Raw genomic sequence first — 13,568 nt, forward strand, 5'->3', positions numbered from 1 at the left:
GGACGTCGGCCGGTCCGGCGTCCCGCCCCGCGGGTGCGGCCCCGGGGCGCCGGAAGCGCCAGCAGGCCGTCGCCCGGCTCGGCTAGGCTGCGCCCGTACGGCCCCACCACCCGACACACCGATCCCGAGGAGAGAGCCATGGCCGGCGAGCCGCAGCCCGACTGCCTGTTCTGCAAGATCGTGGCGGGCGAGATCCCGGCGACCGTGGTGCGCAAGACCGAGCGCACCCTCGCCTTCCGCGACATCGCCCCCAAGGCTCCCGTGCACGTGCTGGTGATCCCGCACGCGCACTACCCGAACGCGGCCGCGCTGGCCGCCGCCGAGCCGGAGACCGCCGGCGAACTGCTCGCCGAGGCGGGCGCGGTGGCCGCGGACGAGGGCATCGAGGACTACCGGCTGATCTTCAACACCGGTGCCGGCGCGGGGCAGACCGTCTTCCACGCGCACGTCCACGTGCTCGGCGGCATGTCGATGACCGAGCGCATGGTCTGACCGCAGGTGTCCCAGCGCGAACTCGTCGTCCTCGGCACCGCCAGCCAGGTGCCCACCCGGCACCGCAACCACAACGGCTACCTGCTGCGCTGGGACGGCGAGGGCCTGCTGTTCGACCCCGGCGAGGGCACCCAGCGCCAGATGCTGCACGCCGGGGTGACGGCCACCCAGATCACCAGGATCGCGGTCACCCACTTCCACGGGGACCACTGCCTGGGCCTCGCCGGGGTGATCCAGCGGATCAACCTCGACCGGGTCCCGCACCCGGTCGACGTCTACTTCCCGGCCTCCGGCGAGGTCTACTTCGAGCGGCTGCGGCACTCCACCGCCTACCACGAGACGGCCGTGCTGCGGCCCCGGCCGATCGACGAACCCGGGCCGCTGCCCGCGCCCGGCGCCCGCTTCGCGCTGGACGCCGTCCGGCTGGACCACCCGGTGGAGTCCTTCGGCTACCGGCTCTCCGAGCCGGACGGCCGGCGGCTGGTGCCGGAGCGGCTGGCCGCCCTCGGCGTGCGCGGCCCGGCGGTGGGCCGGCTCCAGCACGAGGGCGCGATCGAGGTGGACGGCCGCACCGTCACCCTGGCCGAGGTCAGCGAGCCGCGGCCGGGCCAGAAGTTCGCCTTCGTGATGGACACCCGGCTGTGCGACGGCGTGTACGCGCTGGCCGAGGGCGCCGACCTGCTGGTCGTCGAGGCGACCTTCACCGACGCCGACGCCCGGCTCGCCGAGGAGCACGGCCACCTCACCGCCGGGCAGGCCGCCAAGGCCGCCGCCGAGGCCGGGGTGCGCACCCTGGTGCTGACCCACTTCTCGCAGCGCTACCCGGACCTCGGCCAGCACCTGGCCGACGCCCGCAAGCACTTCGACGGGGAGCTGGTGCTGGCCGCCGACCTCGACCGGGTGCCGGTGCCGGCCCGCCGCCCGTCGTGACCGGCCCGGGGAACCGGAGCGGCACGGGAGAGTCCCGGCAGTGTCCCCGGTGAAAAAAATGGGCTCGCGCCGGCCTGCGATCTGCCGGAGCATCGTCGGGTGCGGCCCCGCCGCCCGCCACGGCGATCACGCTCGCGGCGTACCCTGGTGCCCCGGAGACACCCAGCGGCACCCGAGACCACGGATGGGATGAGGCAGGCCCCAGCGCCGACCTATGAGTGACACATCGCAGACCCGTACCAACGGACAGTCGCGCCCCGAAACGACCGACGACGGCCGTGTGAGCGCCCGGATCGTGATCCCCGAGAAGCACCCGATGGTCACCCTGCTCGGCACCGCGGACTCGCTGCTGCGCGTGATCGAGCAGGGCTTCCCCGCCGCGGACATCCACGTCCGCGGCAACGAGGTGACCGCCACCGGGGACCGGGCCGAGGTCGCCCTCGTGCAACGGCTCTTCACCGAGATGATGCTGGTGCTGCGCACCGGCCAGCCGCTGACGGAGGACTCCGTGGAGCGCTCCATCGCCATGATCCGCAGCCAGGACCCGGACAGCCCGGCGCCGTCGCAGGTGTTCACCGCGAACATCCTGTCCAACCGGGGCCGGACGATCCGCCCGAAGACCCTCAACCAGCAGCGCTACGTCGACGCGATCGACAAGCACACGATCGTCTTCGGCCTAGGCCCGGCGGGCACCGGCAAGACCTACCTGGCGATGGCCAAGGCCGTCCAGGCCCTCCAGGCCAAGGAGGTCAACCGGATCATCCTGACCCGCCCGGCGGTCGAGGCGGGGGAGCGGCTGGGCTTCCTGCCCGGCACCCTCTACGAGAAGATCGACCCGTACCTGCGCCCGCTGTACGACGCGCTGCACGACATGATGGACCCGGACTCCATCCCGCGCCTGATGGCGGCCGGCACCATCGAGGTCGCCCCGCTCGCGTACATGCGCGGCCGCACCCTCAACGACGCCTTCATCATCCTCGACGAGGCCCAGAACACCTCGCCCGAGCAGATGAAGATGTTCCTCACCCGCCTCGGGTTCAACTCCCGGGTGGTGGTCACCGGCGACACCAGCCAGATCGACCTCCCGGGCGGCACCCGCAGCGGTCTCAAGGTCGTCCAGGACATCCTGGCCGACGTGCCCGACATCCACTTCTCCGTCCTCACCAGCACCGACGTGGTCCGCCACAAGCTGGTCGGCCGGATCGTGGACGCCTACGAGCGCTGGGACGCCCGCCAGGAGGCGGAGGAGGCCGCCCCGGCGGACCGCAAGCCCGCCCAGCGGCGCCCCGGCAAGGCCACGGCGCCCCGCGCACCCCGCGCACCCCGCCAGTCCCATCGCACCGAAAGCTGAGCACACAGCCCGTCATGTCGATCGACATCGCCAACGAGTCCGGTTGGGAGGCCGACGAGGAAGCCATCCTCGACGTCGCCCGCTTCGCACTGGACAAGATGCGGATCCACCCGCAGTCCGAACTGTCCGTGATCCTGGTGGACAGTGCGGCGATGGAGGAGCTGCACATCCAGTGGATGGACCTGCCCGGCCCGACCGACGTGATGTCGTTCCCGATGGACGAGCTGCGTCCCGGCAAGGAGGGCGACGAGCTGCCGCAGGGCCTGCTCGGCGACATCGTGCTCTGCCCCGAGGTCGCCGAGCAGCAGGGCCTGGCGGCCCCCTCCAAGCACTCGATGGACGAGGAGCTGCAACTGCTCACCGTGCACGGCGTGCTGCACGTCCTCGGCTACGACCACGAGGAGCCGGAGGAAGAGGAGGAGATGTTCGCCCTCCAGAAGCGCATCCTGGACGACTGGCGGACGGGCCGGGGCCTCGGCGGCATCTCCCCGGCCCCCACCACCCACTGAGCGCGGAGCCCGAACCCCTGTGAGTGGTGAGAGTACGAGCTTCATCCTCGGTGCCGTGCTGCTGGTCGTGCTCGGCTGGCTGGCCGCGTGCGCCGAGGCGGGCATCTCCCGGGTCTCCCGGTTCCGGGCGGAGGAGGCGGTGCGCAGCGGTCGGCGCGGCTCCGCGCGGCTGCTGACCGTCGCCTCCGACCCGATCCGCTACCTCAACCTGGCCACCCTGATCCGGGTGGCCAGCGAGATGGCGGCGGCCGTCCTGGTCACCGTGGTGTGCGTGCGCAACGTGACGCCCACCTGGCAGGCCGTCCTGCTGGCGTTCGGCGTGATGGTGCTGGTGTCCTTCGTCGCGGTGGGGGTCTCGCCGCGCACGATCGGGCGCCAGCACCCGCTCACCACCGCGACGGCGGCCTCCTTCGTACTGCTGCCGCTGGCCGCGGTGCTGGGCCCGATCCCGCGGCTGCTGATCCTGCTCGGCAACGCGCTGACCCCGGGCAAGGGCTACCGGGAGGGTCCGTTCGCCTCGGAGGCGGAGCTGCGGGCCCTGGTGGACCTCGCCGAGAAGGACGACCTGATCGAGGACGAGGAGCGCCGGATGGTGCACTCGGTCTTCGAGCTGGGCGACACCATCGTGCGCGAGGTGATGGTGCCGCGCACCGACCTGGTGATGATCGAGCGGCACAAGACCGTCCGGCAGGCGCTGACGCTGGCGCTGCGCTCGGGCTTCTCGCGGATCCCGGTGGTCGGCGACAACGAGGACGACGTGGTCGGCATCGTCTACCTCAAGGACCTGGTGCGGCGCACCCACATCAACCGGGAGGCGGAGTCCGAGGAGGTCGGCGCGGTGATACGGCCGGCCGTCTTCGTCCCGGACTCCAAGCCGGCCGGCGACCTGCTGCGCGAGATGCAGCAGCGCCGTTCGCACGTGGCGATCGTGATCGACGAGTACGGCGGCACGGCCGGCCTGGTCACCATCGAGGACGTCCTGGAGGAGATCGTCGGCGAGATCACCGACGAGTACGACCGGGAGATCGCCCCGGTGGAGGACCTCGGGGACGGCTCGTACCGGATCACCGCCCGGCTGCTGGTGGAGGACCTGGGCGAGCTGTTCGGCATCGAGCTGGAGGACGAGGACGTCGAGACCGTCGGCGGCCTGCTGGCCAAGCACCTGGGCCGGGTGCCGATCCCCGGCTCCTCCTGCGAGATCCCGCTGCCCGACCCGGTGGAGGGCGGCCTGTCCGGCATCCTGCTGACCGCCGAGTCCTCGGCGGGCCGCCGCAACCGGATCGGCTCGATGGTCGCCGCCCCCGTCCGCCGCACCGAGGACGCCGAGGAGCCGGCGGGCGAGTAGCGGGTGGGCGGTCGCCGAGCGACCATGGAGGGCATGACGCACAAACTTCGCGCGGAGTACGGCCCGCAGGGGGCGGCCGGCGGAGTCAAGTCCTGGCACGTGGTGCGGGACGAGGACCTGTCGGTGGCGCTCTGCGGCCGGACCATGTCCGACGACGCCGAGACGCGGCCCGAGGAGGAGTGGGGCACCGGGTTGCGCTGCTGCCAGCAGTGCGGCTCGCTCTACATGCACGAGGTGCCGCACATGCAGGGGAGCCACCCCTACAGCTAGGCACCCGGCTGGACCATGGCCGAGCTCTGGAGGTCGCCATGAAGCTGCAAGACGAACTGCCCACCGTCGACCGTCGGCTCGCCATGGTGTGGCGGGTCGGGGCGGGGCTCGGGGGGGTCTTCCTGATCGTGTTCGGGTGTCTGGGGCTGGCCGGCGAGCCGGGCTTCCTGGCCACCCACGGCGACCGGATCGCCGGGCTGTCGACCAACGGGGCGCTGAGCATCCTGTCCATCGTGGCGGGCGCGGTCCTGGTGCTGGGGGCGGTGGTCGGCGGGAACTTCGCGTCCAACCTCAACATGGCGGTGGGCGTGCTGTTCGTCCTGTCGGGCTTCTACGGCCTGACGGTGCTCGGGCGGCCGGACGCCAACATCCTCAACTTCCGGATGTCGAACGTGCTGTTCGCGTTCATCTTCGGCATCGTCCTGACGACCTTCGGCATGTACGGCCGGGTGAGCGGCCACCTGCCGCACGACAACCCGTACTGGCGGCAGCGGATCGAGCGCGAGGAGGCGCGGCCGAGCGGGGCCGCGAAGACCTTCGTCAAGGTCCTCAAGCCGAACCCGGGGCCCACCCACCCGGTCGGCCACTGAACGGCGCCGGGTGCCTATGCTCGGCGGCATGAGTGACATCGTCGAGCTCGACCCCGAAGACAAGAAGATCATCACCCTGGCCCGCTCGGTCCGCGCCCGCAACGGCGTGGCCGAGGGGGCCGCGGTGCGTGACGAGACCGGGCGCACCTACGTGGCCGGGACGGTCGCGCTGGAGTCGCTGCGGCTGAGCGCCCTGCAGACGGCGGTGGCGATGGCGGTGGCCAGCGGTGCCCGGTCGCTGGAGGCGGCGGCCGTGGTGAGCGAGGCGGAGCAGCCGGCCGAGACGGACCTGGCGGCCGTACGGGACCTGGGCGGGGCCGGGACGCCCGTGCTGCTGGCCGGGCCGGACGGGACGCTGCGGGTGTCCGCCGAGGCGCGCTGAGGCCCGTCGAGGGGCCCGTACGGGGCCGCCGGGGGCCCGTACGGGGCCGCCGGGGGCCCGTGGCGGGCCTTCGGCGGCCCGCCGTGTGCCCCGTACGGCGCTGTCGGACGGCATGGTCCTGGAGCCCAGGCCTTGCAGATAATCTCACCGGGGGAGTGGACTCGGTGAGGGGACTGGGGCATGGGGGCGGTGGCGTTCTTCGCCGGGCTGGTGCTGTTCGTGATGGGGCTGGGCAAGTGGCAGGAGACCGGGTCCGAGCTCTGGCTGTACGGCTCGCTGGGCTTCCTGCTGGTGCTGGTGGTGGTCTCGCTGATCCCCACCTCCGGCAAGGGCGGGAAGGCCGGGAAGAAGGGCTGAGCGCGCCCCGGACACCCCCGCGGGGTGGGCCCGGACGGCGGGGCTCCGGTGATCAGGGAGAATGGAGCCCATGAATGCCCCTTCCTCCTCGTACCGCTCCGGGTTCGCGTGCTTCGTCGGCCGGCCCAACGCGGGCAAGTCGACCCTGACCAACGCCCTGGTGGGGACGAAGGTCGCGATCACCTCCGATCGCCCGCAGACCACCCGGCACACCGTGCGCGGCATCGTGCACCGCCCGGACGCCCAGCTCGTGCTGGTCGACACCCCCGGTCTGCACAAGCCGCGCACCCTGCTCGGCGAGCGCCTCAACGACCTGGTCCGCACCACCTGGGCCGAGGTCGACGTGATCGGCTTCTGCCTGCCCGCCGACCAGAAGATCGGCCCCGGCGACAAGTTCATCGCCAAGGAGATCGCCGGGATCAAGAAGACCCCGAAGGTCGCCATCGTCACCAAGACCGACCTGGTCGACTCCAAGCGCCTGGCCGAGCAGCTCATCGCCATCCACCAGCTCGGCATCGAGCTGGGCTTCGAGTGGGCCGAGATCATCCCGGTCTCCGCCGTCGGCGACAAGCAGGTCGAGCTGGTCGCGGACCTGCTCACCAAGCTGCTGCCGGAGGGCGACCAGCTCTACCCGGCGGGCGACCTCACCGACGAGCCCGAGCAGATCATGGTCGCCGAGCTGATCCGCGAGGCCGCGCTGGAGGGCGTGCGCGACGAACTGCCGCACTCGCTGGCCGTGGTGGTCGAGGAGATGCTCCCGCGCGAGGGCCGCCCGGCGGACCGCCCGCTGCTGGACATCCACGCCAACGTCTACATCGAGCGGCAGAGCCAGAAGGCGATCGTGATCGGCGCCAAGGGCGCGCGGCTCAAGCACGTCGGCACCACCGCCCGCAAGCACATCGAGGCGCTGCTCGGCACGCCGGTCTACCTGGACCTGCACGTCAAGGTCGCCAAGGACTGGCAGCGCGACCCCAAGCAGCTGCGCAAGCTCGGCTTCTGAACCCGGGCTCCCGACGAGGGAGTTCGGGCAGCCGGGAGGCCTGGGGCCCGTTCGGACGTTGTGCGTCCGGGCGGGCCTTCGCCGTGGTCCGGCCGTACGCGACGTCAGAAGGGTTACACCGCGATGGAGTTGCACACCCGGGAGTGGGGCAGCGGGGACCGGCTGGCCGTGCTGGTGCACGGCATCATGTCCGACCACCGCACCTGGCGGCTGGTCGGCCCGGCCCTGGCGGGGAGGGGCTACCGGGTGCTCGCCGTGGACCTGCGCGGGCACGGCGCCAGCCCGCGCGGCACCGGCGCCACCGCGCTGGAGCGTTACCCCCTGGCGGCGTACGCCGAGGACCTGCTGGAGAGCCTGCCGGCCGGTGTCGAGCTCGCGATCGGCCACTCGCTGGGCGGGATCGTCCTGGCGGACGCGGTCGAGCGGCTGAAGCCGGCTCGCGCGGTGTACGTCGACCCGGCCTGGCGGTTCGTCCAGACCGGGATGGACCCGCGGGTGATGGCGCAGCTGCGGCACCTCACCCGGGAGCAGGTCGTGGCGCTCAGCCCGACCTGGGAGCCGGCCGACGTGGACGACGAGATCGCCGCCGCGGCCGCCTGGGACGAGGACTCGGCGCTGGCCCTGGCCGACCAGCGCTCGGACCTGCCGGCCGGGCCGGCGGTGCCCTCGCTGGTGGTCCTGGCCGACGGCAGCATGCTGGTGGACGCGGCGAGCGCCGAGGAGCTCACTGCCCGCGGCTTCGAGGTGCGCACCGTCCCCGGCACGGGCCACACCGTCCACCGGGACGACCCGGCCGGCTTCCTGGCGGCGCTCGACGGCTGGCTCTGAGTCCGGGGGCCGCCGCCCGACAGGCCCTGTAAGGCCCCGACCGCGGGCTCCCTGGTGCTACGCGCCCTCGCGCAGCACCAGGGAGACCAGCTCGCGCTGCGAGTCGGTGAGCTTCGGGTCGGCGCAGTACACCGACCGGCCGTCGACGGTGATCTCGTAGTGGAAGCCGTCCGGCACCCCGTACGAGGGCGCGCGCAGCCCGCCCGCGACGGCCTCGCGGGCGAGTGCGTGCACGTGCGGGGCGTCCGTGCGGTCGGCGGTGTCGATCTCCGCCTGGCGGACGATCCCCGCGAAGCCGCCGGTCCGGGTCACCTGGATACGCATGGTGTCCATGGTGCTACCCGGGGAGGGGGTTTGCCGGGCTTTTCCCGGACCGTGACCTTAAGCCCGCCTCAACCCGGTCTCAACCACCCTTCAGGCGTACTCCCGGGGCCGTCCGCGGCCCCGCTCACCCCGGGCTGACCCCGACCTGCGCCCAGGAGGCCGTGACGGTGTCCACGACCGACCGGTCGTCGGGGTAGCGGGACCTGGCGGCGGCCACGGTGGCCCGGGCGAAGGCGGTGAAGTCGGCGTCGGCGGGCAGCGTGCGCCCGGTCAGCGCGTCGTACCAGATCCGGCCCGCGCGCTCCCAGGCCGAGCCGCCGAGCGCGGTGGCCAGCAGGTAGAACGCGTGGTTGGGGATGCCGGAGTTGATGTGCACCCCGCCGTTGTCCTGGGAGGTGTCCACGTAGTCCCGCATGTGCGCGGGCTGCGGGTCCTTGCCGAGCCGCGGGTCGTCGTAGGCGGTGCCGGGCGCCTTCATCGAGCGCAGCGCCACGCCCTGGACGCCCGGGGCGAGCAGTCCGGCGCCGATCAGCCAGTCGGCGTCGGCGGCGGCCTGGCGCAGCGCGTACTGCTTGACCAGCGAGCCGAAGACGTCGGAGACCGACTCGTTGAGCGCGCCGGGCTGGTCCTGGTAGTCCAGTCCGGCGGTGAACTGGGTGACGCCGTGGGTGAGTTCGTGGCCGATGACGTCGACGCAGGCGGTGAAGTCGCCGAACACCACGTTGTCGCCGTCGCCGAACACCATCTGGTGGCCGTTCCAGAAGGCGTTGTCGTAGTCGCGGCCGTAGTGGACGCTGGCGTCCAGCCGCAGGTCGCGGTCGTCGATCGAGTGCCGGCCGAAGACGTCGGCGTAGAGCGCGAAGGTGGCGCCGAGGCCGTCGTAGGCGTGGTTGACGGAGCTGTCGGAGGAGGCCGCGCGGCCCTCGGTGCGCACGGAGCGGCCGGGCAGCCGCTGGCCGTGGCCGGCGTCGTAGACGACCCGGTTGAGACCGGGGGCGGCGACGGGCGGGGCCGGGGAGAGGCGGGCCGCGCGGTGCGCCGCGTCGAGGGCCAGGGAGTGGACGGCGGGTTCGTGGCCGGCCTCGGCGAGGCGGTCCAGGACGAACGGCGGGACGATCGTGCAGAACGGTGCTGCTGCGGTCATGTTGCCCAGGGTGAGGCCTCGATGACCGGTTGTCACCACCTCCGGCAGGACCGGTCGGCGTCTCAAGGAGTGGAACGGTGGCCCGGATCACTTCGGGGGCGCGCGGTGCTGGGTTACGCTGGGCCCATCATGCGCAACGGGCTGCTTCTTCTTAGCTGCCGCGTCGAGGGCCTGTAGTCCACTGGGGCCGGCACCCTCGCCGCGGGGAACGTGCTGTGCGCGCAATCGGCGATCCAAGGGTGTATCGCGAGCGGCAGCAGAGGCCGGCCAGTCGGTGTTGACCAGGTGTTGACCACCCCCGACCCGCCCGCACCACGCATCACAGGAAGCCGAGTCACCTCCATGACCGAGCAGAACTCCGCCGCGTCCGTCCCCGCCGGCCGCCCCTTCGTCGACCGCCCCACCCCGATCACCGCCGCCTCGGTGCGCCAGCAGCCCTCGGGCATGCGGCACGGGCGCTACCTGCCGTTCGGCACCGTCGACCTGCCGGACCGCACCTGGCCGGAGAAGGTGATCACCAAGGCGCCGCGCTGGCTGTCCACCGACCTGCGGGACGGCAACCAGGCGCTGATCGACCCGATGTCGCCGGCCCGCAAGCGCAAGATGTTCGACCTGCTGGTGGCCATGGGCTACAAGGAGATCGAGGTCGGCTTCCCCGCCTCCGGGGCCACCGACCACGCCTTCGTACGGTCGCTGATCGAGGAGGGGGCGATCCCCGAGGACGTCACCGTCTCGGTGCTGACCCAGGCCCGCGAGGACCTGATCGAGAAGACCGTGGAGGCGCTGGTCGGCGCCCCGCGGGCGACCGTCCACCTGTACGCCGCGACCGCGCCGCTGTTCCGCCGGGTGGTGTTCCGCAACGACCGGGCGGCCACCAAGGCGATCGCCACCGAGGGCACCCGGCTGGTGATGGAGTACGCGGAGAAGCTGCTGGGCGACGACACCGTCTTCGGCTACCAGTACTCGCCGGAGATCTTCGTCGACACCGAGCTGGACTTCGCGCTGGAGGTCTGCGAGGGCGTCATGGACGTCTGGCAGCCGGGCGAGGGCCGCGAGATCATCCTGAACCTGCCCGCCACCGTCGAGCGGGCCACCCCGAACGTCCAGGCCGACCAGTTCGAGTGGATGTCGCGCCACCTGTCCCGCCGCGAGTTCGTCTGCCTGTCGGTGCACCCGCACAACGACCGCGGCACCGCCGTCGCCTCCGCCGAGCTGGCCTACATGGCGGGCGCGGACCGGATCGAGGGCTGCCTGTTCGGGCAGGGCGAGCGGACCGGCAACGTCGACCTGGTGACGCTGGGGATGAACCTGTTCTCGCAGGGCATCGACCCGCAGATCGACTTCTCCGACATCGACGAGGTGCGCCGCACCGCCGAGTACTGCAACCAGATGGAGGTGCACCCGCGCCACCCGTACGCCGGCGACCTGGTGTACACCTCCTTCTCGGGCTCGCACCAGGACGCCATCAAGAAGGGCTTCGACGCCCTGGAGGCGGACGCGAAGGCGGCCGGGGTGCCGCTGGAGGAGCACACCTGGGGCGTGCCGTACCTGCCGATCGACCCGAAGGACGTCGGCCGCACCTACGAGGCGGTCATCCGGGTCAACAGCCAGTCCGGCAAGGGCGGCGTGGCGTACGTGCTGAAGAACGACCACAAGCTGGACCTGCCGCGCCGGATGCAGATCGAGTTCTCCCGGATCATCCAGGCCAAGACCGACGCCGAGGGCGGCGAGGTCAGCCCGGCCGAGATCTGGCGGGTCTTCGAGGACGAGTACCTGCCGACCACCGGCAACCCGTGGGGCCGGATCTCGCTGAGCGGTTCGCGCACCCTGACCACCGAGGACGGCCGGGACGCGCTGACCGCCGAGGCCCGGCTGGACGGCGCCCCGGTGACCCTGACCGGTACCGGCAACGGCCCGGTCTCGGCCTTCGCCGACGCGCTGGCCCGGATCGGCGTGGACGTACGCGTCCTGGACTACGCCGAGCACGCGCTGAGCGAGGGCGGCGACGCCCAGGCCGCCGCGTACGTGGAGTGCGCGGTGGACGGCAAGGTGCTGTGGGGCGTGGGCATCGACGGCAACACCGTGCTGGCCTCGCTGAAGGCCATGATCAGCGCCGTCAACCGCTCGCAGCGCGGCTAATTCGAACGGGTGGTATGCGAAGGGCCGTCCCACGGGGCGGCCCTTCGTCGTCCCCGCCCCGGATTGTGGCCTGCGCCACATTTTTTCGAATCGGAAGCCGTTCGAGGTACTGACACGTGCCGGTAACCGTGGCAACATCGATCCACCGGAAAGCCGGGTCGGTGGGACGGCCTCGGTGTCCGGTCGCGTGACCTGCCCATAGTCGAGCAGGCCGCCTGCCATGTCTGGGGAGTGGCGCCGTGACCAGGTTGTGGGGTGTTCGCCCGCGGTGGCGGACTGACGTTCTCGGTGACTTCTTCTGCCCGGGCTGCGGCGGGGACCGCAACTACCGCCGGCAGCACGGCCGGCGGTGGCTGCGGTTGCTGGGGACCCCGGTGGTCCCGCTCGGGCCGGTGCTCGGCAGCGTGCAGTGCACCAGCTGCCACGGCCGGTACGGCGTCGAGAGCCTGGAGCAGCCCACCTGCGTGCGCCTCGGCGCGATGCTGCGGGACGCCCAGTACACCATCGCGCTGGCCATGCTCGCGGCCGGCGGCACCGCCCACCGGGCGGCCCGCGAGGCGGCCTGCGCGGCGGTCCGCGAGGCCGGGTTCGAGGACTGCGGCGAGGCCCAGGTGCTGGCCGCGCTCGCCGCGCTCTCCGGGCTCGGCGGCGAGCTCTACCACGCCCACGACCTGGAGGCGCCGCCCGGCCGGGGGCTGGCGGAGGCCGGCGGCCTGGCCGTCGAACTGCACGCCGTGGTCGAACCGCTCACCCCGCACCTGGCCCACTCCGGCCGCGAGCGGCTGCTGCTGCAGGGCGCGGCGATCGCGCTGGCGGACGGCCGCTACCTGCCGCAGGAGCGCGAGGCGCTGGCCGCGGTCGGGCGCTGCCTGGACCTGCCGCGGTCCCGGGTCGGGGCGCTGCTGGAGGCGGCGACCAGGACGCCGTACCAGTAGCGACCGCCTCTCCGTACCGTCCACCTCCGAAGATCCGCGGACCACCTCAGACCACCTCGGAATCCCCCACAACGGGCCTGGCCTCCCCACCCCGGGCCCGCCGTGACCCGCACCGCCGTGGTCTCCCCCACGACCGCCGGTGCGGGCAACACGGCTGTCCGGAGCCCGGTGCGGGCGGGCGGGGCCGTCCGGAGCCGGGGGCGGGTGGGGGAGAATGGTCCCCATGAGTCTTTTCCGGGACGACGGCGTCGTGCTGCGGGCGCAGAAGCTCGGCGAGGCCGATCGGATCATCACCCTGCTGACCCGCCAGCACGGCAAGGTGCGGGCGGTCGCGCGCGGGGTGCGGAAGACCAAGTCCAAGTTCGGCGCCCGGCTGGAGCCGTTCTCGCACGTGGACGTGCAGTTCTTCAGCCGGGGGAGTGAGCTGTTCGGCCGGGGATTGCCGCTCTGCACCCAGGTGGAGACGATCGCCCCGTACGGCGGCTCGATCGTCACCGACTACGGCCGCTACACGGCCGGCACCGCGATGCTGGAGACGGCCGAGCGGTTCGCCGAGAACGAGGGCGAACCGGCCGTCCAGCAGTACCTGCTGCTGGTCGGCGGGCTGCGCACGCTGGCGGCCGGGGTGCACGAGTCGCACCTGGTGCTGGACGCCTTCCTGCTGCGCTCGCTCGCGGTGAACGGGTACGGCGCGAGCTTCACCGACTGCGCCAAATGCGGCCTGGAGGGGCCGAACCGTTTCTTCTCCCTCCCCGCGGGCGGGGTGCTCTGCGGCGACTGCCGAGTGCCCGGATGTGCCGTACCCTCCCCTGAGACACTGGTACTGCTCGGGGCGCTGCTGTCAGGGGACTGGCAGACGGCCGACGCCTGCGAGCCGCGGTACTGGCGGGAGGGCAGCGGCCTGGTCGCGGCCTATCTGCAGTGGCACCTGGAGCGGGGCATCCGCTCGATGAGATACGTGGAGAAGTGAGC

16 protein-coding genes are annotated in these 13,568 nt (G+C 72.4%); 14 read left to right on the plus strand and 2 right to left on the minus strand.

Annotated features, from left to right (window positions below; translation table 11 throughout):
• Window positions 1–138: 138 nt before the first annotated feature.
• The 11 genes from ACFRQN_RS12475 (at window position 139) to ACFRQN_RS12525 (ending at window position 8,054) form a co-directional block, all read left to right on the plus strand.
• Window positions 139–492: a histidine triad nucleotide-binding protein gene (locus ACFRQN_RS12475; RefSeq protein WP_049651083.1), complete on the plus strand. Its 354-nt coding sequence runs from the start codon at window positions 139–141 to the stop codon at window positions 490–492.
• A gap of 6 nt (window positions 493–498) precedes the next feature.
• The gene (locus tag ACFRQN_RS12480; RefSeq protein WP_117487723.1) at window positions 499–1,422 is read left to right on the plus strand and encodes a ribonuclease Z; all 924 of its coding nucleotides are present in this window, start codon (window positions 499–501) and stop codon (window positions 1,420–1,422) included.
• Window positions 1,423–1,738: 316 nt separating this feature from the next.
• A complete protein-coding gene (locus ACFRQN_RS12485) occupies window positions 1,739–2,773 on the plus strand; it encodes a PhoH family protein (RefSeq protein WP_375876428.1) in 1,035 nt (344 codons plus the stop codon).
• A gap of 14 nt (window positions 2,774–2,787) precedes the next feature.
• A complete protein-coding gene (ybeY, locus tag ACFRQN_RS12490) occupies window positions 2,788–3,282 on the plus strand; it encodes an rRNA maturation RNase YbeY (protein WP_049651086.1) in 495 nt (164 codons plus the stop codon).
• Between the two features lie 19 nt (window positions 3,283–3,301).
• A complete protein-coding gene (locus tag ACFRQN_RS12495) occupies window positions 3,302–4,627 on the plus strand; it encodes a hemolysin family protein (RefSeq protein ID WP_049651087.1) in 1,326 nt (441 codons plus the stop codon).
• A gap of 33 nt (window positions 4,628–4,660) precedes the next feature.
• Window positions 4,661–4,897, plus strand: a complete 237-nt coding sequence (locus ACFRQN_RS12500) for a hypothetical protein (RefSeq protein ID WP_063780135.1) — start codon at window positions 4,661–4,663, stop codon at window positions 4,895–4,897.
• Window positions 4,898–4,935: 38 nt separating this feature from the next.
• Entirely contained in the window at window positions 4,936–5,487 is a 552-nt protein-coding gene (locus ACFRQN_RS12505) for a DUF4383 domain-containing protein (RefSeq protein ID WP_049651089.1), read from the plus strand.
• Between the two features lie 28 nt (window positions 5,488–5,515).
• Window positions 5,516–5,869: a cytidine deaminase gene (locus ACFRQN_RS12510; protein ID WP_049651100.1), complete on the plus strand. Its 354-nt coding sequence runs from the start codon at window positions 5,516–5,518 to the stop codon at window positions 5,867–5,869.
• Window positions 5,870–6,049: 180 nt separating this feature from the next.
• Window positions 6,050–6,226: a hypothetical protein gene (locus tag ACFRQN_RS12515; protein WP_158077653.1), complete on the plus strand. Its 177-nt coding sequence runs from the start codon at window positions 6,050–6,052 to the stop codon at window positions 6,224–6,226.
• Window positions 6,227–6,296: 70 nt separating this feature from the next.
• A complete protein-coding gene (era, locus tag ACFRQN_RS12520; RefSeq protein ID WP_049651090.1) occupies window positions 6,297–7,226 on the plus strand; it encodes a GTPase Era in 930 nt (309 codons plus the stop codon).
• 123 nt (window positions 7,227–7,349) lie between these two features.
• Window positions 7,350–8,054: an alpha/beta fold hydrolase gene (locus ACFRQN_RS12525; protein ID WP_074000727.1), complete on the plus strand. Its 705-nt coding sequence runs from the start codon at window positions 7,350–7,352 to the stop codon at window positions 8,052–8,054.
• A 57-nt stretch (window positions 8,055–8,111) separates the two neighbouring features.
• On the opposite strand, the gene ACFRQN_RS12530 is transcribed toward ACFRQN_RS12525, so the two are convergent.
• Window positions 8,112–8,378: a protealysin inhibitor emfourin gene (locus tag ACFRQN_RS12530; RefSeq protein WP_049651101.1), complete on the minus strand. Its 267-nt coding sequence runs from the start codon at window positions 8,376–8,378 to the stop codon at window positions 8,112–8,114.
• Between the two features lie 124 nt (window positions 8,379–8,502).
• Entirely contained in the window at window positions 8,503–9,522 is a 1,020-nt protein-coding gene (locus tag ACFRQN_RS12535; RefSeq protein ID WP_074000728.1) for a M4 family metallopeptidase, read from the minus strand.
• A gap of 342 nt (window positions 9,523–9,864) precedes the next feature.
• Between ACFRQN_RS12535 and leuA the strand changes: the two genes are divergently transcribed.
• The 3 genes from leuA (at window position 9,865) to recO (ending at window position 13,566) form a co-directional block, all read left to right on the plus strand.
• Window positions 9,865–11,661 carry a 2-isopropylmalate synthase gene (gene leuA, locus ACFRQN_RS12540; protein ID WP_074000729.1) on the plus strand — a complete coding sequence of 599 codons (1,797 nt, stop codon included), beginning with the start codon at window positions 9,865–9,867 and terminating at the stop codon, window positions 11,659–11,661.
• A gap of 359 nt (window positions 11,662–12,020) precedes the next feature.
• Complete coding sequence (locus ACFRQN_RS12545) at window positions 12,021–12,596, plus strand: TerB family tellurite resistance protein (protein ID WP_380740156.1); 576 nt, start codon at window positions 12,021–12,023, stop codon at window positions 12,594–12,596.
• 223 nt (window positions 12,597–12,819) lie between these two features.
• Window positions 12,820–13,566, plus strand: a complete 747-nt coding sequence (gene recO / locus ACFRQN_RS12550; protein ID WP_049651095.1) for a DNA repair protein RecO — start codon at window positions 12,820–12,822, stop codon at window positions 13,564–13,566.
• Window positions 13,567–13,568 lie beyond the last annotated feature (2 nt).

The sequence above is a fragment of the Kitasatospora sp. NPDC056800 genome (assembly GCF_042789775.1).
Classification (GTDB): Bacteria; Actinomycetota; Actinomycetes; order Streptomycetales; family Streptomycetaceae; genus Kitasatospora.